Below are 22,023 nucleotides of genomic sequence, written 5' to 3' on the forward strand. Positions count from 1 at the left end.
CAGGCAAGACCCCCTCTACAAGGCGAGAAGAACCCTGCTGACCGGGGCTGACCTGCTCACCGATAGACAGTATTCACGCATCCAGGACGTCTTCGAGACTGATGACCACGTTGAAGTCGAGGCCACCTGGGCGTTCTACCAGCACATGGTCGCCGCCTACCGCGAACCCGACCGGGCCAAGGCCAAAGCCATGATGGCGGCGGTGATCACCAAGCTGGGTCGTGCGGTGCCGAAGAAACTCACCGAACTGGCCGCGCTGGGCCGGACATTGAAGAAGCGGGCACCAGACATCCTGGCCTACTTCGACCGCACTGGCACCTCCAATGGTCCTACCGAGGCGATCAATGGCCGGTTGGAGCACCTCCGCGGATCGGCTTTGGGATTCCGGAACCTGACCAACTACATCGCCCGGTCACTGCTGGAATCCGGTGGAGTCAGACCCCGTCTACACCCTGGATTGTGAAGAGCCAGAAGTACGCGACATCGTCGGTCTCCGCCCGGTCCTCCGTGAGGCCCATGGCCTGAGATTGGGCCCGTGCCCGATCAAGGAACCCCTCACTGTCCACCAGGTCATCGACTCTGTCTTGAACATCGGAGTACATCTCCCGCACGAATGCGTCTTGTTCCGGGCTCATGGAGTAGTCATCGACGTTCTCCATCCCGGAAGGCCCCATCTTCTTCATACGAAGCTCGACTTCGCATTCGGCCCCGCTGGGCAGTTCGAAGCTGTAACTCGCGTGAGGCCCTACTCCGATATCTGACCAGTAGCTGCGAAGTTCCACGACGGCCACTGCGGCAGTAGCAGTGCCGAGCAGCGCAAGGGCTGCGAGCCCCATGGCGGCGCCGCGGGAGAGCCCAGATCGACCCCGACGACGGCGGCTGCTGGCGTCCTCGCGGCTCGCAGTGGAGAGGCGCTCGAGTTCCGCCTGCAGCTCGACGGTGACCGGCGCCACCGAGGGAGCTGATCTGTCCAGGCGCTCGTTGAGAGCTGCTTCAGGATTCTCTGGCGTGGGATCTTCTGGTGGATCGCTGTTTGGTGGTGGCCACGACATGTCGGCGGTCCTTACTCGCTCGGGAACGTGCGCTTACCCCCCCTACATGTCCGGCCAAGCCCGAAACGTCCATCACCATTTCACCAGTGCTCGACCTGGCTGACTCACGCGGTGAGAGGCTGTGGACTTTTCTCGTCTAAGTGGTCACGCATTGCTGTATGACCCAGTGCTGGCGTGGCGGCATGTTGCATCGAATGAAAACGATAACCCCCTCGGCTCTAATCGTTTTCATGCTCGCCGGTTGCTCGTCGTCTGATGGTGATGAACGGCTGGAGCTGGTTGGTGAGCGTCTCGAGCACTTCCAACAGGAGTTCGCCGACGACGGCGTGCTCGTGCCCCCGCTCCTGGTCCAGGGCTCGGCGGAGATCCCCGACTTCGACTTCGACCTCGACGAGGGCTACGTGCTGACCATGTACTGCATCGGCGAAGCCACTCTGGACGTGCGCATCGACGTTGAGCCAGCCGACGCGGGCGCTTTCGCGTGCGAGAACGGTCAGACGACCATGGCTCGAAATGCCCCGGATATCACGCCCGATGAGAGCAATATCGTCGTCGATGTCGACAGCGACGATTCGTACTGGCTGGCGGCGGTGACCCGGTCCACCGAGCAGCACCGGGCCGACTAGCGCGTCGTGAGCACGAGTTTTCCGGCCCATGTTCCAGAGCAGCAGGGAGAGGTCGCCGCGCAGCTCCTCAACGTGATCGACTCCAACGTCGAGTCTGCCGCTGCTCACCAAGTCCAGGATGAATCGAAGGTCACTGCCGTAGTCGCCGGATTCATCGGGCATGAAGAAAGTGTGAATGGTTCGTCCGGATCGGCCACCGGCGCCCTCCAGAGCCTGGGCGGGCAGGACGATATCGTCTCCGCTGGCGCGTCCGACCGAGATGAGATCTCCACCGGCGGCGGTCATGGCGAAGGCGTCGGGCAGCAGATCGCCGCCGACAGTATCGATCACAGTGTCGGCGAGTTCGCCACCTTCTCTCGGGTTCGTCACCACCCGGGTGGCACCAAGGGTCCGTAATCGATCCGAGTACTCCTGGGATCGAGCGACCGCCACGATGGCTGCCGCCCCACCGACCGAGGCGAGCTGCACAGCGCAGGCACCCACGGCACCTGTCGCACCTGTCACCAAGACGCGTCGCCCCAAGATCGCCCCACCGGCATGAAGAGCACGCAGAGCAGACACTCCCGCTATCGGAACGGTGGCGGCAGACTGCAGGTCGATCCCTTCTGGAACGACAGCGAGCTGCGCGGAGGGGACCGCCACCCGTTGCGCCCACGCACCGCCCATGACCATGCCGGCCACACGGGCCCCGGCAGGTGGTCCGGTGCCGTCGAGAGCCGGCTGGAGGACGATGCCGGAGAACTCGTAGCCGAGCACCGTCCGGTTCGGCGCTGCGTCCAGAAGGGCGAGATCGGTCGGGTTGACCGAGACCGCGCTGGTCTCGATCAGCGCCTCGTGCGCCGTGGGAGCAGGTGTGGGAATGTGGCTGTGGCGGAGTCGCTGAGGGGCAGCATCATCAACGATGAGCGCATCCATAAAGGGTTCCGTTCCTCGCACGGTGCGGGTCCGTCGACTCTAGAGGAGACGGAGACATCTTGGTATCCCCCTCGTCCACGCACTCTCGAACGCCGCTCAGGTCTCCACGACGCGGCCGACTCACCGCCCGTGGAAGACCGGCTTCCGCTTCTGCTGGAACGCGGCGAAGCCCTCGGTGTAGTCCGCCGAGTCGCACAACCGCCCCTGGGCATGGTTCTCCGCATCCAGCGATTCCCACAGGCCGATCCGCTGATCTCGCACCGCGGCCACCAGCGTTTTGGACTCCCGGAAGGCCAGGGTCGCTCCGGCCGCGGCCACGGCGACCTTCTCGCGGGTGAAGTCGAGCAGCTCCTCAGCCGGGACGGCGCGGGAGAAGAGTCCTGCGGCCACCGCTTCGGCGCCTGACATCAGGTCAGCGGTGTAGATCAGGTCCAGGGTCCGGTGCGCGCCGAGTCGCTCCACGAAGAGCGCGTGTCCGCCGGAGTCCAGGGTGGCACCGAGGGCGGCGAAGGGGGAGCCGATCTTGGCGTTCTCGGCCACATAGACCACGTCGGTGGCGATGGCCAGGCCCAGGCCCACTCCGAGGCAGGCACCCTGCACCGCGGCGAAGGTCGGGGCGGGAAACGCCGCCATCCGGCGCATCAGCGGGGTGACCTTCCCGCCCAGATAGCCGAGCGCGTCGTCGGTCGCGGGCACCACATTCGAGATGTCCCGGCCGGCGCAGAAGCCCTTGCCCTCGCCGCGCAGCAACAGCGCCCGCACACCGGCAGCCTCGGCCTCCTGGTAGGCGGCGTCGAGGTCATCGAGCGCCTGCTCATCCAGGGAGTTCAGCTTCTTGGGGGCGTCGAGGACGATCTCGGCGATGTTCTCGCTGATGCTCAGGCTGATCATGAAGTCTCCAGGGTTGGGACGCGCTCAGGCGTCGTAGTCGACGACGAGCTGCTTGGAGGTGGGCCGGGTCTGACAGGTCAGGATGTATCCGGCCTCGACCTCATCGGACTCCAGCGCGAAGTTCTCCTCCATCTCGAAGTCTCCGGAGACGACCTTTGCGCGGCAGGTGCCACACACCCCTCCGGCGCAGGCGAAGGGCACGTCGGGCCGGGCGCGCAGCGCGGCGTTGAGCACGGTCTCACCCGAGCCGCTCGGGGAGGCGATCTGCCCGGTGAGCCCGTCGAGGGTGAACTCGATCTGGACCGTCTCGCCTTCAGGGTCGGCCTCGACCTTGCGGCCCTGCTGACCCTCGGGGCGGTCCGGGCGCCCGGTGCTGAACAGCTCGAAGCGGATGTCGCCCTGGTCCACGCCGCGGGCGGCGAGGGAGTCCCGCGCCATCTGGACCAGCTCGAAGGGTCCGCAGAGGAACCATTCGTCGGTGTCCTGGACGCGCAGCACCTTGTCCAGCAGATCGCGGAGCTTCTCGTCGTCGATCCGTCCGGTGAGCAGCGGGTTGATCCGCTGCTCGCGGCTGAGCACATGGTGGACCGCCAGCCGGGCGGGGTAGCGGTCCTTGAGGTCACCGAGCTCCTCGGCGAACATCACATCGCCGGCAGAGCGGTTGGCGTAGATGAGATCGAAGGTGGAGTCCTTCGAGGCGGCCAGCACCGAGCGGGCGATCGCCATGATCGGGGTGATCCCGGAGCCGGCGGCGAAGGCGACCAGGTGCACGTCGGAGCGCAGTGCCACGGCCTCCTCGGCGAGCTTGGCCGGGTTGTTCATCGAGGTGATCGCGGTCTTGGAGACGAACGCCCCGGAGGGGTTCATCACCTCCATCTGATCTCCCGGCTTGAGCGATTCATTGGCCCAGTTCGAGAACACCCCGCCGATGTCGCGCTTGATCGCGACCCGGATCTCCCCGGGGGTGGGCTCGGTGCAGATCGAGTAGGAGCGGCGGACCTGCTGGCCGTCCAGCTCGGTGCGCAGCGCCACGTACTGTCCCGGGGCGTAGTCGAAGTCGTCCTGCAGCTCCGGCGGCACCGCGAAGGTGACCTCCACGGAGTCGGCGGTGAGCGGGCGCACCTCGGAGACGGTGAGCGTGGAGAATCTCGCGCGGCGGCGGGTGGTCGTCGACATCAGTGCACCTTGAAGTGGTCGAAGGGCTCCAGGCAGTCGCGGCACTGGTACAGCGCCTTGCATGCGGTGGAGCCGAAGCGGGTCATCTCTCGAGTATCGGTGGAGTCACACCGGGGGCACTTCACGCTCAGGCCCACGCGGACCGGCCCCAGGGCTGCCTTGCCGGTGGGCGGGGCGATGCCGTATTCACGCAGCTTCGCCTTGCCCTCCTCGGTCATCCAGTCGGTGGTCCACGCCGGGTGCAGCACGGTCTCGATCCGGACCTTCTCGTGTCCGGCGTGGTGCAGCGCGGCGGTGACATCGGCGTTGATCGTGTCCATGGCCGGGCAGCCGGAGTAGGTCGGGGTGATCACGACGACGGCGGTGCCGTCCTGATCCATCCGAGCCTCGCGCAGGATCCCCAGGTCGGCGATGCTGAGCACCGGGATCTCGGGATCGTTGACGCTCGCGGCGACCTCCCAGAGGGTGGCGCCGGGTGGCAGGGTCACGGAGTCGGGGCCCATCACTGCCATGAGTGCTCCTCTCACCAGGTGGCTCCGGGGTGCTGGCGGGCCAGCACCTGCATCTCGGCCAGGATCAGTCCGCGCTGCTCGGAGTGGCGTCCGGAGCGGTCGGCTCCGTGGGCGCCGGACATGTCGGGCACGGTCAGTCCTGCCTGATCGATGACCTGGTGGAGCCGGGTCAGCGTGGGCTCGCGCAGCGTGGAGGGCAGCACGGCGATGTCGCCGAGCTGGGTCATCGGCTCCACATCGGTGAAGAGCTCCTCGACGTAGGACCAGACCGAGTCCAGGCCGGCCTGGACGCGTCGAGCGGACTCCTCGGTGCCCAGGCCCAGGCGCAGGATCCACTGGGCGGCGTGGTCCTGGTGGTAGTCCACCTCTTTGAGCGCCTTCTCGGCGATGGCCGCGAGGGTGGCATCGGTGGAGTGCACCAGCCGGCTGTAGAGCTCATGCTGGTAGAAGCTGAAGATCAGCTGCCGGGCGATGGTCTTGCCGAAGTCGCCGTTCTCCTGCTCCACGAGGCGGCAGGAGCGGAACTCCTCCTCGCTGCGGAAGTACGCGAGATCGTCCTCGGACTTGTCCCAGGCGGTGCCGGCGTAGGTGAGCAGGAAGCGGGCGTGGCCGAGCAGGTCCAGTGCGATGTTCGCCAGGGCGACATCTTCCTCCAGCTCAGGTGCCCGGGAGACCCAGGCGCCCAGGCGCTGGGAGAGGATCAGCGCGTCGTCGCCCAGCAGCAGCGCGTACCGGGCGGTGGCGTCCTCGGCCTTGGCGCCGGAGGCGGCGATCTCCTCGGCGGTGAGCGCCTCGCCCTGGGACTGGCGGGTGGCGGAGTCATGCGATGCGAAGCTCACAGGTGCTTCACCCCTTCGGACTGGGTGTAATACGTGGCATGGCGGTAGCTCTTGCCCTGGGCAGACTCGAAGTAGGCGCCCTTGGAGTCGGGATCCGAGGCCATGATCGCCGCGGCCGGCACGACCCAGACCGAGGTGCCCTCGTTGCGCCGGGTGTAGAGGTCCCGGGCGTTGCGGATTGCCATGGTGGCATCCGGCGCGTGCAGCGACCCCGCGTGGACATGGGAGAGCCCGCGCGAGGACCGGATGAAGACCTCCCAGAGGGGCCAGGAGCTTGAATCTGCGCTGGAGGTCATGGCCTCGCCTTTCTAGCGGTGATGTCGGGGGAGTGCGGCGGTGCAGAGGAGGCTCAGGCGCCGATGAGGGCTGCCTGGTCGCGATCCTGCGCCTGGGCCTGGCGATCGGCGTAGGCGACGGCGGCTTCGCGGACCCAGGCGCCTTCGTCCCGGGCTTTGCGGTAGTGCTCCAGGCGCTGCCGGCTCAAGGGACCGTTGCCCTTGATCACGGCGAAGAACTCGTCCCAGTCCAGGTCACCGAAGTCGTAGTGCCCGCGCTCCTCGTTCCACTTCAGCTCGGGATCGGGGAGGGTCAGGCCCAGGGCCTCGACCTGCGGGACCAGCATGTCCACAAAGCGCTGGCGCAGCTCGTCATTGGTGAAGCGCTTGATCTTCCACGCCATGGACTGCTGGGAGTTCGGGGAATCGCCGTCCGGCGGGCCGAACATCTGCAGCGCCGGTCCGTAGAAGCGGTCCACGGCGTCCTGGGCCATCTGATGCTGCGCCTCGGTGCCGTGGGAGAGCGAGTAGAGGATCTCCCAGCCCTGGCGCTGATGGAAGGACTCCTCCTTGCAGATGCGCACCATGGCGCGGCCATAGGGACCATAGGATGCGCGGCAGAGCGGCACCTGGTTCACGATCGCCGCGCCGTCGACCAGCCAGCCGATCGCGCCGATGTCGGCCCAGGTCCGGGCGGGGTAGTTGAAGATCGAGGAGTACTTGGCCTTGCCGCTGTAGAGCTGGTCGTACATCTCTTCGCGGGGGCGGCCGAGGGTCTCGGCGGCGGAGTAGAGGTAGAGCCCGTGACCGGCCTCATCCTGGACCTTGGCCATCAGGATGGCCTTGCGCTTGAGGCTGGGGGCGCGGGAGATCCAGTTGCCCTCGGGCTGCATGCCGATGATCTCGGAGTGCGCGTGCTGAGAGACCTGCCGCACCAGCGACTTCCGGTAGGACTCGGGCATCCAGTCCCGGGGTTCGATCCGGGAGTCCTCGGCGATGATCTCGTCGAAGCGGTTCTGCCCGGCCTCTGCCTCGGCGAGCGCCGCTGCGGCGTCGCTCTCATCGGCGAGGTGCAGGGGAGCGTGCTGGTGGTTCTGGGGTGACATGGTCATCCTCTATTCCGTCGCATTATTTACCGACCGTTCGTTCAGTATAGCACTGGAGGTGTGACGGTCAACACGCGACTGGGCTCAGGCGTCGACGAGCTCCCGGGCGGGTTCGCCGAGCCGGCGGATCCGCGGACTGAGCAGCGATGCCAGGGCGACGATCACCCAGAGGGTGACGAAGACTGTGGTCGCCAGGTGCAGGCTGCCGCTCTCAATGAGGACAGCGCCGCCGCCGATGCCCAGCGCCGGCGTGAGCGTCAGGATGGCGTTCTGTGCGCCGAGGACCCGGCCGCGCTGGTTCTCGTCGACGTTCTCCACGAAGGTCAGTCCGACGACGGCGTTCATGGCGCCGCCCCCGATGCCCGCGACCACTGCCGCGGCGAAGATCGACCAGACCGGGCCCAGGACGGCGAGGCCGCCCAGGCCGACCGCCAGCGTGGCCATGCCGGAGATGAACCAGACCCGGCGCGGAATCCTGTTGGCGAGGCCCGCGAACAGGCCGCCGCCGACGAGCAGGCCCGCGGCGAGGGAGCTGAGCACGAATCCGACGAACTGCGGCTCATTCTGGAAGGCGAAGTGGACCGGGATCACCATGCCCTGCATGGCTGCCAGGACGACCCCGAGCGTGACCGCCAGCAGCAGCATCGTGCGCAGCAGGGGAGAACGGAGCAGCAGAGTCATACCGTGCAGGAGCGACCGGACGCCCTGGTGAGCGGTCTCCTCCTCGAGGTCGCGCTGATGCGCCGTCGCCCCGGACGGGATGCCGAGGGTGAGCAGCACCGCCAGGGCGGCAATGCCGGAGGTGATCCACAGGACGGTGATCGGTTCCAGCGCTGCGACCAACACGCCGGCCACGGCGGGACCGATCAGCACGGTCACCCCGGTGAGAGCTTCGCGCAGTCCGATGAGTCGGGACGGCTCCGATCCCACCGCCTTCGCGATGGCGGGGAGCATCGCTTCCCGGGCGGTCATCCCGGGGACGTCTCCGAAGGAGCCCAGGATCGCCACGGCGATGAACCATCCCACGTTCAACCCGACCGTCAGGTCCACGATGGGCAGGATGAGCAGCGCGACGGCGGAGATCACGTCCGAGAGGATCGAGGCGGTGCGTCGATTGATCCGGTCGATGAGCGAACCCATCAGGAGTCCGGCGATCGCGGCAGGCACCGCGGCGGCGATCGCGACAATGCCGGCGTCGAGCGGGCTGCCGGTGGTGAACAGCACGAGCAGCGGCAGAGCGATGGCCGTGACCGAGTTGCCCAGCAGAGAGGTGACGAATGAGGCGAAATAGAAGAATGAGGTTCTTTTCATGCCCACAGTGAAGGCTATGACGTCGCGTCAGGGTCAAGTGCCGGTTGCCGGACCCTGCCGCACCCGCGATTCACCCCTCTCCGGGCGCCTCGATCTGCTCTTGGATCTCGCGCAACACCCGGCGCTGGACGGGAAGGAGCCGGCGCTGGGTCAGCTCATCCATCAACGCCGCGACCTGATCATCCAGCGGGGGAAGATCGACCAGCTTTGCCTGCACAGGCCGCAGGGCGGAGACCATCTCGAGGATCAGAGCGTCGACCTCGGCGTCGGGCGTCTCGGCATCGAGCGCGGAGAAGCGTGCGGTCAGCGGCGCGATCATCCCGGCGTTCAGCGCGGCGAACCCCTCGGTGAACACCTCGTGACCGCGATCTCCCAGGAGGTGCCCCAGCAGGACCAGCTGTTCGTGTTCGAGCCGGGACATGTCCTCGGACAGCGACACGTCAGGACTCGAGCGCCAGGCCGCCAGCTCGGGCGCCAGATCCGGCGGGGAGCCGCTGCGCCGTAAGGCTGCAATGCGCGCCCGCCGAGCGTTGAGCCGGTCGATCTCGGCCGCGGCCTGCAGGTCGAGCTCCTCGAGCAGGCCCTCTGCGGCGGAGGGAACGTCGAGGACCGCCGAGAGTTCGGACAGCGGAACGCCGAGGGCAGTCAGCCGCTTGATCCGCAGGAGCTGGACCAGATGAGAGATGTCGTAGTGCCGGTAGCCGGTGCTGCTGCGCGGGGGCTCGGGGAGCAGCCCCACCTGGTGGTAATGGCGCACTGTGCGCACGGTGACTCCCGCGAGCGCGGCGATCTCACTGCTCAGCAATGGTCTGACTCCTCAGGTGCTGGATCAGCGGGGTCCTGGGTGGGACGGGCGGCGCCGGATCCGGATCGGGCCTCGCGCGGTGGCGAGGTCGACCACGACGCCGCGCTGGGTGATGTCTACGGAGCCCGCGGCGACGAGGCGCTGAGCGGCTGACCGCGCCGCATCCATCTGGTCCCGCCAGTCATCACCTGCCACCGCGCGAGCAGCCTCCGAGGGGCAGATCGTGGCGGTCTCGGCCCGTTGCGCGAGCAGGTCGAGGATCGCGCGTTCCATGTCGCGGTCCGAGACTGCCGGAAGGGGTTCGTCCATGGCATCAGTGTCTCGCATCTGCGGCGTCGTGTCTGTGGCCTTGTGGAGACCGGCGCATCGAAGCGACTTTCGCAGGCAGGGCAGCGAAAAGCCCCGTCGATGCTTCAAGGAGCATCAACGGGGCTCTGCGCTTCAGTTCTTGCTGGCTGCCGGCTGCTGGTTCTGCGCCGGTGCAGAGCCCGTGTGATGGGACTCGGAGATCGCCTCGCCGATCGCAGCGCCCTGGACCTTCGCCTGCAGGATCGATCCCAGGTCGATGCCGGTGGCGGCTTCGACCCGTTTGAACACCCCGGCCAGCGCCACGGAGGCCTCGCCGTCGAAGTGCTTGGAGGCACCGGATTCGCCGGAGCCGCCGATCAGCGTCATCGAACCGATGTTCGCGTAGCCGGCGGCGAAGGAGTCCATGAGCTGTGGCAGCACCGCGAGGGCCTCGCGAGCCAGCACGGCTTCCTGGTTCTCGCGCAGAGCTTCTGCCTCCGCGCGGATGGCGGCGGCCTTGGCCTCGCCCTCTTCTCGGATCGCGGTGGCCTCGGCCTCGGAGCGCTTCAGACGCGCTCGAGCCTCGGATTCGGCGACGAGCGCTCCTGCCTCAGCGGCCTTGGTGCGCTCGTAGGCCTCCGCGTCGGCGCGCTTCTGCTGCTTGTAGAGATCAGCATCGGCGACACGCTTGACCTCGGCGTCGAGCTCGGCCTGTCGATTCTCGGCTCGCTGACCGAGCACCTCCTGGCGCGCCTTCTCGCCCGCCAGGGCTTCGGCCTGCTCGGCCTGTGCGCGGGCCTGACCCACCCGAGAGGTGGCAGCAGCCTTGTTCGAGTCGTATTCGGTCTCCTCGATCAGGTTCTGCTCGTTGTTGAAGATGCGTTCCTTGGCGATCGCGCGCTCGGCGTTGGTCGCGGCGATCTCCGCGGCCTGGCGTTTAGCCTCGATCTCCGGTGCGCCCAGGGATGCGATGTATCCGGAGTCGTCGGTGATCTCGCGGATCTGGAACGAGTCCAGCAGCAGTCCCTGGGTCTGCAGCTCCGGAGAGATCGATTCGGAGATCTCATCGGAGAACTTCTGCCGATCCCGCATCAGCTGGATCACGGTCTGCTGCGCCATCAACCCGCGCAGCGCACCTTCGAGCTGGTCCTGGGTGTACTCGACCACTGCATTGTCCTGGGAGGCGAAACGCTCAGAGGCTGCCTTGACGTCCTCGTCCGCGCTGCCGATCTTGACCAGGGCGACGGCCTCGGCGTTGATGGTGACATTGTCGTGGCTCTGCGCCGTCACGGTCATCAGGACCTGACGGGAGCGCAGGGAGATGATCTCGTGGCGCTGCCGAATCGAGTTGACCAGTGCGCGGCCGTTGACGATGACCTGTTTGGGGCGTGAGCCGGGAAGGTCCGAGCGCGACGCCTTACCGGTGACCACCAGCGCTTCATCCGCCCGGGCGACCTTGGTCCAGGCCCGCATCATCAGCAGGGCGACGGTGCCGATCAGCACCGCGGCGATGAGCACCGCGATCACGATGGCCAGCGTGCCGCCCGTTGTCAGAATGTCCATCCGTCAGTACCTCTATCTACGTGGGCGGTCAGATCAGCCGCGAGTCGCGAGGTGACGTGACCGCTCTGCTTCGTGGGCTCATGCACCGCGCGCAATGAACGACAAAGCACCCCGGACATAAACTGACGCTGATCTGAACAAAACCTAGAGGTCAACAGATGTATGCACTGTGTCCTGGTGAGATTCGACGCCGTGTGGGGCTGTACAGGCCTGGATGACTGTCAGGCCGCCGATGCGACCAGTTGCCTGGCGCAAACAATATTTCGGGAGCCTGTGCGAATGAGGGTCGGAGATCGGCATGCCGATCACCAGGGCGGGGCCGAGGGGTCTGGTATCGACTCGGACCTTGAAGGTCAGCGACCCTCGGGTGCGCGGAGCCCGCCGAGGATGATCTGCTTCACGGTCTCCGCCAGAGCCGCGTCCGGGGCGCCGCCGACCGGGCGGTACCAGTCCACGATCGAGTTGATCGTGCCCATGGCCAGGCGGGAGGCGGTGCGGGCGTCGACGTCCTGACGCAGGTCACCGTCCTGCTGGGCCTGCCGGATGAGTTCGGCGATGCGCAGCGTGATTTCGCGGCGCCGCTGGAGCGCCTTGACCTCCATCTCGGAGTTCCCACGCAGCCGCAGCAGCAGCGTCACATAGGGCAATGAAGTGGTCAGCACCTTCACCGATTCGCTCAGGATCATCTCCAGCTCGGCCACCGCGGAGGCGTCCAGCGCCTCGGCCTCGGTGACCACGCGCTCCAACTCGGCCAGCGAGCGGTTCAGCGCGATGTCGAGGATCTCTTCCTTGGAGCTGACATGGTGGTAGATCGCCGACTTGGAGATGCCCAGCTCCCGGGAGAGTGCGCCCATGGAGGTCGCCTCGTAGCCATGGCGGTTGAACGTCTCGACGCAGACGGTGATGAGCCCCTCGCGGTCATAGCCGGGGCGGCCCCGGCGGGAGGCGGACGCCGTGGTCGAAGTGGTGGTCATGACTCCACCCTAGTCGCGCGACTATCGCGGCCGCTGATCATAGATTCGGCGCAGCTTGCCCGAGGAGCGCGCCAGGGAGCCGGGCTCCTCCACGCTGATCTTGCAGCTGGAGCCGACCTTGACCTTGATCTGCCGCGCCAGCTCCGCACCTGCCGTCTCCGCCTGCTCGGCGGAGGTCTCGGGGCGGCGTTCGATGTGCACGGTCATCTCATCCATTTTTCCGGGCCGGGCCAGGCGCAGCTGGAAGTGCGGGGAGAGCTCCCTGATCTCCAGGGCGATCTCCTCGATCTGGGAGGGGAAGAGGTTGACCCCGCGCAGAATGATCATGTCGTCGCTGCGTCCGGTGATCCGACCCATGCGACGGTGACCGGGGCGTTCGGAACCCGGCAGCAGCCGAGTCAGGTCATGGGTGCGGTAGCGGATGATCGGCAGCGCCTGCTTGGTCAGCGTGGTGAAGACCAGCTCACCGTGCTCGCCGGTGCGCAGCACCTCTTCGCTGATCGGGTCGATGATCTCCGGGCGGAAGTGGTCCTCCCAGATCGTGGAGCCGTCCTGACGCGCCACCGACTCGCCGGCGACGCCGGGGCCCATCACCTCGGAGAGGCCGTAGATGTCGCAGGCCTTCAGCGCGAAGGTCTGTTCGATCTCGTGGCGCATCTTGTCCGTCCAGGGTTCGGCGCCGAGCACTGCGACCTCCAGGGAGGTCTCCCGCGGGTCCACCCCGGCGGCGCGGAAGGCGTCGGCCAGGGCGAGCAGGTAGGTGGGGGTGCACAGGATCACCCGGGGCTTGAAGTCCTGGATGAGCTGGACCTGCTTCTCGCTCTGGCCGCCGGACATCGGGATCACCGTGGCCTTGAGCTTCTCGATCCCGTAGTGGGCGCCGAGGCCGCCGGTGAACAGGCCGTAGCCGTAGGCATTGTGCACCAGATCTCCCGGGCGGGCCCCGGAGTAGCGCAGGCAGCGGGCCAGCAGGGTGGCCCAGGTGTCGATGTCCTCGTCGGTATAACCGACCACGGTCGGACGCCCGGTGGTGCCGGAGGAGGCGTGCACCCGGCGGATCTGCTCCATCGGCACCGCGAAGGCCTTGAACGGGTAGGCGGCGCGCAGGAACTCCTTGTCGGTGAAGGGGAACTTCGCCAGGTCCTCCAGCGTCTGCAGGTCATCGGGGCCGACGCCGTGGGCGTCGTAGAGCTCGCGGTAGGCCGCGACGTTGTCGTAGGCGTGGCGCAGGGTCTGCTGCAGACGGGTGAGCTGGAGCGCCTCGATCTCCTCGCGGCTCATCAGCTCTTCGGTGTCAGGCAGTCCCGGCGCGGTCGCGGGGATCGCGGAGGCTTCGGTGTTGAGGATGCTCATCGGGTCACTTCTTTCCGGGGGAGGCGATGGTGCGCGAGCGGCCGCGGAAGACGCCGAGGAGGTCATCGCCGCGGGTGATCCTCACGTCGTAGACGCCGCTGCGCCCGGTGCTCGCCACTTCGACGGCTTCGGCGGTGATCGTCTCGCCGAGCAGGGCGGGTTTCAGGAAGTTGATGTCGACGCCGGAGGCCACGGTGATGGTGCCCTCGTCCAGGCTCGGGTGGTTGCAGGCCATGGCGAAGCAGGTGTCGGCCAGGGCGAAGATCATTCCCCCGTGGGCGATGTCGAAGCCGTTGGTCATGTCTTCGCGGATCACCATGCTGATCCGTGCATGGCCTGGATCTGCGGTGAGCACCACGATGCCGAGCGCCTCGGAGGCTCGATCATTCTCCAGCATCCGGTGCCGAGGCTGATCTGCGGTGCTCGGGGCTGCGGTGCTCGAGTTCAGGCCCTCGGGGGCGAGCTGGGTGGACTCAGTCATCGGTGCTCCTCATCGCATTTCTAGACCGAATGGTCGGTAAGTCAACTGAAGCACCGGAGTAGATGTGATGTCAAGCACAGTCGAGGCAGGTCCACCTGCTGGCTCGACGACGACGCGCTATTCGCGCAGCGCGGCGGTGTATCCCGAGCGGAAATCCGGGTGCAGGAGCTCGCCGAGCAGGCGGTGCAGCAGTGATCCGTCGAGGGCCTTGCCGTGGCCCGCGCGCAGCAGCTCGGACGTGAAGATGTCTGCACCGGCAGGATCTGCGCTGGACATATCGGCGCCGGACAGACCGGAATCGGTCAGCACGGAGCCGGAGGGGGAGTCGCCATGACGGCGGACCGGGGAGTTCAGCGGCACCGAATCCAGGACCTCGGGCGCGAGCCGCGGATCGCTCCACGGACGAGGGAGTTCCAGCTGGTCGGCCATCCAGTTGTGCACCACGCCCAGGGGCACCGGAAGCTTGTCCACGCCCAGCACGAGGGCCGGCGGGGCCGCGGCGGTCAACAGTTCGACGGCGGCGCGCGCGGCGTCGTCGGAATGGATGCGGTTGGAGATCCGCCAGGCATCATGATCGTCCTGGCCTGCGGCTTCGCCGACCGCACCGTAGCGCAGCTGCTTGATCAGCCGGTCGCGTCCGGGCCCGTAGATCCCGGAGAGTCGCAGGATCCCGCTGCGCGCGCGGGCGGAGGACTCGACCCCGGCCTCCCGCCACTGCTGCAGCAGCGCCTCGGTGCGGGCGAGGATCTCACCGGTCGGGCTGGCGGGAGTCAGCGCGGCGGACTCGTCCACCCGGCCCTGAGCGTCTCCGAGGACCGAGGTGGAGGACACCAGAAGCACCTGCACGGTCTCGGCGAGGCCCGCCTGCGTGATCCGGTCCAACACCCGTTCGAGGCCGCGCAGGTAGACCTGCTCGTAGCGCTCCGGATCCCGGGTGCCGGCGGCGGGGGAGAAGACCACCGCGGCGGTGTCCGAGGGCAGGGTCGGGATGCTGGACTCCTCGGTGAGGTCCATGGCTGCGCCGTCGAAGGCGGCGGGCAGACGTTCCGGGCTGCGCCGCCACCCGGTGACGCTGAAGCCTCGGTCCAGCAGTCGGGTTCCGATCCGGGTGCCGACGTCGCCGCAGCCCACCAGCACGGCGCGTGGAGCGGGTGAGTCGGCGGGCAGCGGAGCGGCGGAGGAAGTCATGCACCGAGCCTAGCGATATCCGGCAGGATCCGGTGATCAGTGCAGGTCAGAAGTTGACTTGTCAGTGACGAACCACCCCGACCCCCTGAGAAGAGCGCCGGATGATGAGCCCCAAAGACGCACTGCTTTCCACTGCAGCGATCGCCGCAGCGCTTGCGCTGACCAGCTGCGGATCCTCCGATGATGAGCTGCCACCGGACGAACCGACGCAGCAGAGCTCGGCACCCTCCGAGGACCCGACAGAGTCGACCGAGACGGAGGAGCCCGCTGCGATGGAGGAGCCCGCCGAGGAGAGCGAGTCCGACGAGGGCAACGAGTCTGAGGAGCCGAGCAATGATGACGGCGTCGACGAGTCCGAGACTCCGAACCTGGAGGAGACCTCGGAGGAAGGTTCGGAGGAGGACTCCGAAGCCGTTGATCTCAGCGGGTTCAGCACCGAGCTCCAGGCGAGCGAGGACTTCACCGACTTCCAGCTCGACGTCGGGCACAACACGATGCAGGTCCTCGACGACGTCCGGCTCGGCTCCCACGAGGGCTATGAGCGGATCGTGCTGGAATACGCGCTGGACACGGATCTCGCGCACCAGGCCCAGTACATCGAGCCCGGAAGTCAGGGGGAGGGCTTCAGCGAGGTTCCGGACGATCTGACCGGGGCGAGCTGCTCATCGACGTCCTCGGCACCACCGGCGGACCCGAGGCCGAGGCCGCCGCATGGACCGAGTCCTGGACCCCGGAGACCGAGGCGGCGATGGTGCGCCAGATCCAGCCCGGCGAGCTGCTCGGCGGCGAGAGCCAGGTGCTGATCAGTCTGGATCAGGAGCGCGACTTCCGGGTCCAGCAGCTGGATGATCCGGTGCGGATGGTGCTGGACATCGCACAGGAGTAGGCCCACCACGTCGGGTGTCGCCGCGGCAGACGCAGAAGAACCCCCGTCAGGACTGCTCCCGACGGGGGTTCTTCTTCACAAAGGTGGCGGAGGCGGGGAGATTTGAACTCCCGGTCCGCTTTGAGGCGGACACTTCATTAGCAGTGAAGCCCATTCGGCCGCTCTGGCACGCCTCCTGTGCCCACGAATTCGGCGAACCGTTCTCGTGCGCCCGTCTAGACTAGCGGTTCGTCCAGGAAACTGACAAAGCGCGCGCTCGCAGTAGCCTGGTCGGGACCAGACGGCCGCAGAATCCACCAGGAGAACACGCCACCCATGCCCCGCCAGACCGAGGAACGCAGTGTCGCGCTGATCGGTGCCGGACCCCGCGGCACCTCCTTCCTGGAGCGGCTCCTGGCCGCGGTGGAGAACGGCACGGTGAAGCACGCCGCGCTGGAGCAGGGCACACCGTCCCCTCGGCTGCGCATCCTGGTCATCGACCCGGCGCCGCACGGTCCCGGTCGGGTCTGGAACCCACAGCAGTCCCCGCTCTACCTGATGAACACCCCGGCCAGCTTCCCCACTGCGGCGCCCGCCGGCGCCACCCAGACCCAGCTGCCGGCGTCGTCGGCCTCACGCTCCTTCGCGCAGTGGCGGCACGAGCACGAGGCCGAGGAGACCGCCACCTCGGTGCGCGCCGACGGCTTCGAGCCGCCGGTGCCGAAGGGGATCGACCACGGCGGGACCGACACCGACTACCCCACTCGCGCCGCGTACGGGCAGTACCTCAGCTGGCTGCACACCGAGGTCTGCGCGGCGCTCGCAGAGCAGCCCGGCATCACCGTGGAGCACCAGCACGCGGAGGTCACCGAGCTGCGCCGCGCCGACTCCGGCTACGAGCTCACCCTCAATGACACCCCTCAAGACCCAGACGACGCCGCCCGCCCGGCCTCAGCTGATCGGCTGCGCGTCGATCAGGTCGTGCTCGCGCTCGGTCACATCCCAGCCGGACTGAACGAATCCGGCGAGCACTTCACCGAGGTCGCCGAGCAGCTCGGGCTGCACTACCAGCCGCCCGCGATCCCCACCGAGGTGGACTACTACTCGCTGCCCGCGGGCGAGAACGTCCTGGTCCGCGGGATGGGGCTGAACTTCTTCGACCTGATGATCCAGGCCAGCGTCGGCCGTGGGGGAGCGTTCCACGAACACACCGACCGCCCCGCCGGGCAGCGCCTGGAATACCTCGCCACCGGGGACGAGCCGCATCTGGTGGCCGGATCCCGGCGCGGCACCCCCTACCGGGCCAAGTCCACCGCGCTCACCGAGGCGCCCGGCTTCGCCCCGGTGGGAGTGAGCCTGCACCACTTCAGCCCCGAGGCGGTGGCCGCGGCCGAACGACGCCACGATGTGCTCGACTTCTCCGCCCACCTCTGGCCGCTGATGCAGCGCGACGTGCTGCGCACCTACTACCGGACCCTCGTGGAGCTGGTCCCGGAGCTCTTCGACCCCGGTTTCGATGCGGCCCTGGATGAACTCCTGGCGGACACCCACCTGGGCGAGGCGGTGCTGCAGACCCGCGGCCAGCGACTGCTGCGCGAACTCGCCCCCGATGTCCTCTGGTTCGACATCCGCTCCCTCGGCAGGCCCTTCGGCGGACTGACCTTCGAATCCGCCGAGCAGTACCAGCAGCATATGAGCGCCTACCTGGAGGACGACGCCGCCACCTCCGCCGCGGGGGTGCGCAGCCCGGTGAAGATGGCGATCGGTGCGCTGCACCTGGCCCGGATGGAGGTCAAGGCGCTGATCAGCCAGGGCCGGGTGTCCCAGTCCAGCCAGATCAGCGAGATCGAGGGCTGGTTCGAATCCCTGGTGGAGGGCTTGGCCAGCGGCCCGCCGCTGCAGCGGATCGAGGAGCTCGCCGCGCTCACCCGCGCCGGGATCGTGGAGTTCCTCGGACCCGAGCCGATCTTCGACGTGGACCGTGAGACCGGCTTCTACACGGCCGAGTCCCCGGCTGTGGCCGCCCCGGCATACCAGGCGCGCTGGCTGCTGGAGGCGATGATGCCGGCCAACCGGGTGCAGCTCTCCCGCTCGCCCCTGGTGGCCGGACTGCTGCGCAGCGGCCTGGCCCGGCCGCGCGAACTCGTCGACGCCTCCGGGGCGCCGCGAGCAGGAAAGGGCTTCGACGTGACCCCCCTCCCGCACCGGCTGATCCCGATGGACCGCGCCGAGCCGGAGGAGATCTACGTGCTGGGCCTGCAGCTCAGCTCGGTCCAATGGGGCACCGCGATCGCCGCCGAGGCCGGCGGGGACGTGGACTCCTCCGCCCGGTCCCTGGCAGACGCCGACGCCGCGGCCCGCGCGATCCTCACCGGTCCGGTCCGCGCGACTACAGGATCGCCCGCCCAGGATTGAGCCGGCACTCCGGATCGAACACGTCCTTGATCCGGCGCTGCAGCGCGATGACCTCCGCAGACTGCTCCCAGTCCAGCCAGCGCAGCTTATAGGTCCCGATCCCGTGCTCCCCGGTGATGGTCCCGCCCATCTCCAACGCCAGCCGGACCGAGCCGTCCAACGCCGCATGCAGCCGGGACATCGCCGAGGCCGGAAGGTCGCTCTCGGCGGCGTCGACGGTCGTGGGGTCAAGGTTGCTGGGGTCGATCGTGACGGGGGCAGCCTCAGGTGCAGCGGGGGAGGCCGCGTCGTCGTCGGCTGTCGTCTCAGAGACGGCGCTGGGACTCAGCTCGGAGCTGGGGACGCTGAAGGTGGGGTGCAGGTTGCCGTCCCCGGCGTGCGCCACCACCTTGAGCTGGACCTGGTGTTCCTCGGCGAGGTCCTCGATCGCACGGATGTAGTCCACCAGCCGGGAGCGCGGGACCGCGACGTCCTCACCCACGCGCACCTCGGTGGCGATGCCGTCGCCGCGGGCGTGCCGGCGCAGCTCGATCAGCCGCTCGGACTCGGCGGAGCCGGGGTCGCTCACAGTGGCCCCGAGTCCGCGCAGCACGTCGCGGATGATCTCGGCCTCGATGGCGGCGCCGTGCCCGTCGGTCTGGATCAGCAGCAGCGTGTTGCCGCGCTGGGCCAGGTCCGAGCCCTGCGCCTGGTCCAGGGCGAGCATCGTGTTGCGATCCAGCAGCTCCGTGATCGCCGGCTGCACCCGGGCCTTGCCGATCTCCAGCACGCCCTGCGCCGCCGTGGTCAGCTCCTCGAAGAACGCGGCGATGGTCTCGGTGTGCGGGCTCAGGTGGCGCAGGCGCACGGTCACCCCGACGACGATGCCCAGCGTCCCCTCCGAGCCGACGAACAGGCTGGTCAGGTCGTAGCCGGCGACCCCCTTGAACGTGGCCTGGCCGGTGTGGATCAGCGTGCCGTCGGCGAGCACCACGTCCAGGGCCAGCACCGAATCCCGGGTCACCCCGTATTTGGCGCAGCGCAGCCCGCCTGCGTTGGTGGCGACGTTGCCGCCGATCGTGGAGGTGCGGTAGCTCGCCGGGTCCGGGGCGTACATCAGCCCGTGCTCCGCGGCGGCGGCGTTCAGATCGGCGTTGATCACGCCAGGTTCGACCACGGCGACCTCGTCCTCCGGCCGCATCGCGAGGATCTGGTTCATCCGGGTCAGGTTCAGCACCACGGAGCCCTCGGTGGAGTTGGCCCCACCGGAGACCGAGGTCCCGGCGCCCCGGGTGATCAGCGCGAAGCCGTGCTCGGCCGAGAGTCGCACGAGCCGCTGCACGTCCTGGGTCGACTCGGCGAAGACGACGGCGCGCGGCGGGTGCACCTGCCAATGCTCCAGCGGCCCCTTGTCCACCGCGTGGGCGTCGAGCTCGGCCGGGTCGGTGGTCAGGGCGTGCGGCGCGAAGGCGCTGCGCAGGGCTTTCAGGACATCGTTGTCGGAGGCGCTCATGGGAGATGAGTCTAGGTCAGGGCGCGCCCCCGGCCCCGGCTGAAAAATCGTAGCTCTGTGGCGGATCGTGGAGCTAGAGCGCTACGACAAAGCGACAGCTCTACGATTTTTCGCCAGGCCGGGGCTGAACGTGACGAACTGCGAACCCCGCCCGGAGTCAGCACTTGCACGCAGGCATTCCGCCATGCAGACTTGTGCCTAGGTCAAGAGTGCCAGCGCAAAACCCCGGTTTGCTGGCCGGCAACCCTCCAGTTCGCGGTGGGGTGCCCCGGGTGACGACCTGGCTGCGGCAGTCTTCAGGAAGCTTCATCGACTGACCGTGGCAAGCGCGGGCCACACACCAGTGCGGGCCCAACACCCCAGTCCTCAGGACAGGGCCGTACAGGATCTTCGCGCCGGCAGCTCGATCACCCGCAGCGACGTTCATATCCGGTCCAGGTCCTGGGCCGCATTGAACGGAGAATCCTTTGAGCAACGAGACCAACTGGCAGTTCGAGACCCAGCAGATCCACGCCGGAGTCGCCCCCGACCCGGTCACCGGAGCACGGGCGCTGCCGATCCAGCAGACCACCTCCTTCGTCTTCCCCGACACCGCCGCCGCCGCGCGCCGCTTCGGCCTCGAAGAGATCGCCCCCATCTACTCGCGCATCGGCAACCCCACGGTCCAGGCCGTGGAGGACAAGATCGCCGCCCTCGAGGGTGGGGTTGGGGCGCTCGCCGTCGGCTCCGGCCAGGCCGCCACCTCGCTGGCACTGCTGAACATCGCCCACGCCGGCAGCCATATCGTCGCCTCACCCACGCTCTACGGCGGCACGCAGAACCTCTTCAAGCACACGCTGCCGAAGTTCGGCATCGAGGTCTCCTTCGTGGAGGACCCCGATGACCTGGAGTCCTGGCGCGCCGCCACCCGGGAGAACACGGTGGCCTTCTTCGGTGAAGCCGTGGCGAACCCGCGCGGCGACGTGCTCGACATCGAGGGCGTCGCCTCGGTGGCGCACGAGTTCGGCGCACCGCTGATCATCGACTCCACGCTGACCACGCCCTACCTGATCCGGCCCTTCGACTTCGGCGCCGACGTCGTCGTGCACTCGGCGACGAAGTTCCTCGGCGGGCACGGAACCGCCATCGCCGGGGTGATCGTGGACTCCGGACGCTTCGACTACTTCGCCCACCCGGACCGCTTCCCCGGCTTCTCGACCCCCGATGAGAGCTACCACGGGCTGGTCTTCGGCCGGGATCTCGGGGCCGAAGGGATCTTCGGAGTCAACCTCTCCTTCATCCTCAAGGCCCGGGTCCAGCTGCTGCGCGACTTCGGACCGGCGCTGTCCCCGCACAACGCCTTCGAGATCAACCTGGGCCTGGAGACGCTCTCGCTGCGGATCGAGCGCCACGTCGAGAACGCCCAGAAGGTCGCCGAATACCTCGAGGCCCACCAGGACGTGCGGCGGGTCTACTACTCCGGCCTGCCGTCGAGCCCCTGCTTCGAGCGCGCCCAGAAGTACCTGCCCCGCGGGTCCGGGGCGGTGCTGTCCTTCGAGCTCGCCGGTGGGGCAGCCGACGACGTCGCGGCGCAGGCCCGCGCGGGCCAGGCCTTCGTGGACGCTCTGGAGCTGCACTCGCTGGTGGCCAACGTCGGCGACGTCCGCTCGCTGGTGATCCACCCGGCCTCGACCACGCACAGCCAGCTCAGCCCCGCCGAGCAGCGAGCCGCCGGGGTCAAGCCCGGACTGGTCCGGCTCTCGGTGGGCCTGGAACACATCGACGACATCATCGCCGACCTGGCCCAGGGCTTCGAGAAGGCAGCCCAGGCCGCCGCCGACGCGGCGGGCGCCTCCGGGGCCGATGCGCAGAATGTGACGAAGCAAGAAACCGCCGCGGCGGTCTGAGGTTAGGGTG

Annotated in this window: 21 protein-coding genes, 1 tRNA gene and 1 riboswitch; of the genes, 4 read left to right on the forward strand and 18 right to left on the reverse strand. The window is 68.0% G+C overall.

Annotated elements, in window-relative coordinates:
* A partial coding sequence (locus BCL67_RS09405) for a transposase (RefSeq protein WP_146131125.1) occupies positions 1-463 on the forward strand: 463 nt, incomplete at its 5' end.
* Here the strand turns inward: BCL67_RS09405 and BCL67_RS09410 are convergent.
* The 16 genes from BCL67_RS09410 to BCL67_RS09485 form a co-directional block, all read right to left on the reverse strand.
* Positions 435-953: a hypothetical protein gene (locus tag BCL67_RS09410; protein WP_106123197.1), complete on the reverse strand. Its 519-nt coding sequence runs from the start codon at positions 951-953 to the stop codon at positions 435-437. The genes BCL67_RS09405 and BCL67_RS09410 overlap by 29 nt on opposite strands.
* Positions 954-1,270: 317 nt before the next feature.
* A complete protein-coding gene (locus BCL67_RS09415; protein ID WP_106123198.1) occupies positions 1,271-2,593 on the reverse strand; it encodes a zinc-binding dehydrogenase in 1,323 nt (440 codons plus the stop codon).
* 120 nt (positions 2,594-2,713) lie between these two features.
* Positions 2,714-3,484, reverse strand: a complete 771-nt coding sequence (locus BCL67_RS09420; protein ID WP_106123199.1) for an enoyl-CoA hydratase/isomerase family protein — start codon at positions 3,482-3,484, stop codon at positions 2,714-2,716.
* A gap of 24 nt (positions 3,485-3,508) precedes the next feature.
* On the reverse strand, positions 3,509-4,660 hold the full coding sequence (gene paaE / locus BCL67_RS09425; RefSeq protein WP_106123200.1) for a 1,2-phenylacetyl-CoA epoxidase subunit PaaE: 1,152 nt from the start codon (positions 4,658-4,660) through the stop codon (positions 3,509-3,511).
* Positions 4,660-5,163 carry a 1,2-phenylacetyl-CoA epoxidase subunit PaaD gene (gene paaD, locus BCL67_RS09430; RefSeq protein WP_374955643.1) on the reverse strand — a complete coding sequence of 168 codons (504 nt, stop codon included), beginning with the start codon at positions 5,161-5,163 and terminating at the stop codon, positions 4,660-4,662. Before paaD ends, paaE begins: the two co-directional genes overlap by 1 nt.
* 20 nt (positions 5,164-5,183) lie before the next feature.
* Complete coding sequence (gene paaC / locus BCL67_RS09435; protein ID WP_106123202.1) at positions 5,184-6,011, reverse strand: 1,2-phenylacetyl-CoA epoxidase subunit PaaC; 828 nt, start codon at positions 6,009-6,011, stop codon at positions 5,184-5,186.
* Positions 6,008-6,307 carry a 1,2-phenylacetyl-CoA epoxidase subunit PaaB gene (gene paaB, locus BCL67_RS09440; RefSeq protein ID WP_036474355.1) on the reverse strand — a complete coding sequence of 100 codons (300 nt, stop codon included), beginning with the start codon at positions 6,305-6,307 and terminating at the stop codon, positions 6,008-6,010. The genes paaC and paaB overlap by 4 nt, the downstream gene beginning before the upstream one ends.
* A gap of 53 nt (positions 6,308-6,360) precedes the next feature.
* On the reverse strand, positions 6,361-7,392 hold the full coding sequence (gene paaA / locus BCL67_RS09445) for a 1,2-phenylacetyl-CoA epoxidase subunit PaaA (protein ID WP_106123203.1): 1,032 nt from the start codon (positions 7,390-7,392) through the stop codon (positions 6,361-6,363).
* Between the two features lie 84 nt (positions 7,393-7,476).
* Complete coding sequence (locus tag BCL67_RS09450) at positions 7,477-8,703, reverse strand: MFS transporter (protein ID WP_106123204.1); 1,227 nt, start codon at positions 8,701-8,703, stop codon at positions 7,477-7,479.
* A gap of 70 nt (positions 8,704-8,773) precedes the next feature.
* Positions 8,774-9,508, reverse strand: a complete 735-nt coding sequence (locus BCL67_RS09455; RefSeq protein ID WP_106123205.1) for a MerR family transcriptional regulator — start codon at positions 9,506-9,508, stop codon at positions 8,774-8,776.
* A gap of 24 nt (positions 9,509-9,532) precedes the next feature.
* Entirely contained in the window at positions 9,533-9,817 is a 285-nt protein-coding gene (locus BCL67_RS09460) for a DUF3253 domain-containing protein (protein ID WP_181255959.1), read from the reverse strand.
* 132 nt (positions 9,818-9,949) lie between these two features.
* Positions 9,950-11,359: an SPFH domain-containing protein gene (locus BCL67_RS09465; RefSeq protein WP_106123207.1), complete on the reverse strand. Its 1,410-nt coding sequence runs from the start codon at positions 11,357-11,359 to the stop codon at positions 9,950-9,952.
* 353 nt (positions 11,360-11,712) lie between these two features.
* On the reverse strand, positions 11,713-12,333 hold the full coding sequence (locus BCL67_RS09470; protein WP_106123208.1) for a TetR/AcrR family transcriptional regulator: 621 nt from the start codon (positions 12,331-12,333) through the stop codon (positions 11,713-11,715).
* A gap of 21 nt (positions 12,334-12,354) precedes the next feature.
* On the reverse strand, positions 12,355-13,686 hold the full coding sequence (locus BCL67_RS09475; protein WP_106123209.1) for an AMP-binding protein: 1,332 nt from the start codon (positions 13,684-13,686) through the stop codon (positions 12,355-12,357).
* A gap of 4 nt (positions 13,687-13,690) precedes the next feature.
* Positions 13,691-14,167, reverse strand: coding sequence for a hydroxyphenylacetyl-CoA thioesterase PaaI (paaI, locus tag BCL67_RS09480; protein ID WP_106123210.1), 477 nt, complete (start codon positions 14,165-14,167; stop codon positions 13,691-13,693).
* Positions 14,168-14,284: 117 nt separating this feature from the next.
* Positions 14,285-15,355 carry an NAD-dependent epimerase/dehydratase family protein gene (locus tag BCL67_RS09485; RefSeq protein ID WP_106123211.1) on the reverse strand — a complete coding sequence of 357 codons (1,071 nt, stop codon included), beginning with the start codon at positions 15,353-15,355 and terminating at the stop codon, positions 14,285-14,287.
* A gap of 664 nt (positions 15,356-16,019) precedes the next feature.
* Between BCL67_RS09485 and BCL67_RS16070 the strand changes: the two genes are divergently transcribed.
* Complete coding sequence (locus BCL67_RS16070) at positions 16,020-16,241, forward strand: AMIN-like domain-containing (lipo)protein (protein WP_445641286.1); 222 nt, start codon at positions 16,020-16,022, stop codon at positions 16,239-16,241.
* An 84-nt stretch (positions 16,242-16,325) separates the two neighbouring features.
* Here BCL67_RS16070 and BCL67_RS09495 read toward each other — a convergent pair.
* Positions 16,326-16,417 (reverse strand) — tRNA-Ser (locus BCL67_RS09495).
* Positions 16,418-16,556: 139 nt separating this feature from the next.
* On the opposite strand from BCL67_RS09495, the gene BCL67_RS09500 reads away from it, so the two are divergent.
* Positions 16,557-18,635 carry an FAD/NAD(P)-binding protein gene (locus BCL67_RS09500; protein ID WP_106123213.1) on the forward strand — a complete coding sequence of 693 codons (2,079 nt, stop codon included), beginning with the start codon at positions 16,557-16,559 and terminating at the stop codon, positions 18,633-18,635.
* Here the strand turns inward: BCL67_RS09500 and BCL67_RS09510 are convergent.
* A complete protein-coding gene (locus BCL67_RS09510) occupies positions 18,610-20,127 on the reverse strand; it encodes an FAD-binding oxidoreductase (RefSeq protein ID WP_258174933.1) in 1,518 nt (505 codons plus the stop codon). The two genes, BCL67_RS09500 and BCL67_RS09510, sit on opposite strands and share 26 nt — an antisense overlap.
* Before the next feature lie 201 nt (positions 20,128-20,328).
* Positions 20,329-20,462, forward strand: a riboswitch (SAM riboswitch).
* A 132-nt stretch (positions 20,463-20,594) separates the two neighbouring features.
* Here BCL67_RS09510 and BCL67_RS09515 point away from each other — a divergent pair.
* The gene (locus BCL67_RS09515; protein WP_106123214.1) at positions 20,595-22,013 is read left to right on the forward strand and encodes an O-acetylhomoserine aminocarboxypropyltransferase/cysteine synthase family protein; all 1,419 of its coding nucleotides are present in this window, start codon (positions 20,595-20,597) and stop codon (positions 22,011-22,013) included.
* Positions 22,014-22,023 lie beyond the last annotated feature (10 nt).

The sequence above is a fragment of the Nesterenkonia sandarakina genome (genome assembly GCF_003003175.1).
Taxonomy (GTDB): domain Bacteria; phylum Actinomycetota; class Actinomycetes; order Actinomycetales; family Micrococcaceae; genus Nesterenkonia; species Nesterenkonia sandarakina_A.

Coding starts and splice junctions, on each gene's coding strand:
- BCL67_RS09415 (WP_106123198.1), bottom strand. CDS start 2,593: ATGGATGCGCTCATCGTTGATGATGCTGCCCCTCAGCGACTCCGCCAC.
- BCL67_RS09420 (WP_106123199.1), bottom strand. CDS start 3,484: ATGATCAGCCTGAGCATCAGCGAGAACATCGCCGAGATCGTCCTCGAC.
- paaE (WP_106123200.1), bottom strand. CDS start 4,660: ATGTCGACGACCACCCGCCGCCGCGCGAGATTCTCCACGCTCACCGTC.
- paaD (WP_374955643.1), bottom strand. CDS start 5,163: ATGGGCCCCGACTCCGTGACCCTGCCACCCGGCGCCACCCTCTGGGAG.
- paaB (WP_036474355.1), bottom strand. CDS start 6,307: ATGACCTCCAGCGCAGATTCAAGCTCCTGGCCCCTCTGGGAGGTCTTC.
- paaA (WP_106123203.1), bottom strand. CDS start 7,392: ATGTCACCCCAGAACCACCAGCACGCTCCCCTGCACCTCGCCGATGAG.
- BCL67_RS09450 (WP_106123204.1), bottom strand. CDS start 8,703: ATGAAAAGAACCTCATTCTTCTATTTCGCCTCATTCGTCACCTCTCTG.
- BCL67_RS09460 (WP_181255959.1), bottom strand. CDS start 9,817: ATGGACGAACCCCTTCCGGCAGTCTCGGACCGCGACATGGAACGCGCG.
- BCL67_RS09465 (WP_106123207.1), bottom strand. CDS start 11,359: ATGGACATTCTGACAACGGGCGGCACGCTGGCCATCGTGATCGCGGTG.
- BCL67_RS09470 (WP_106123208.1), bottom strand. CDS start 12,333: ATGACCACCACTTCGACCACGGCGTCCGCCTCCCGCCGGGGCCGCCCC.
- BCL67_RS09475 (WP_106123209.1), bottom strand. CDS start 13,686: ATGAGCATCCTCAACACCGAAGCCTCCGCGATCCCCGCGACCGCGCCG.
- paaI (WP_106123210.1), bottom strand. CDS start 14,167: ATGACTGAGTCCACCCAGCTCGCCCCCGAGGGCCTGAACTCGAGCACC.
- BCL67_RS09485 (WP_106123211.1), bottom strand. CDS start 15,355: ATGACTTCCTCCGCCGCTCCGCTGCCCGCCGACTCACCCGCTCCACGC.
- BCL67_RS09500 (WP_106123213.1), top strand. CDS start 16,557: ATGCCCCGCCAGACCGAGGAACGCAGTGTCGCGCTGATCGGTGCCGGA.
- BCL67_RS09510 (WP_258174933.1), bottom strand. CDS start 20,127: ATGAGCGCCTCCGACAACGATGTCCTGAAAGCCCTGCGCAGCGCCTTC.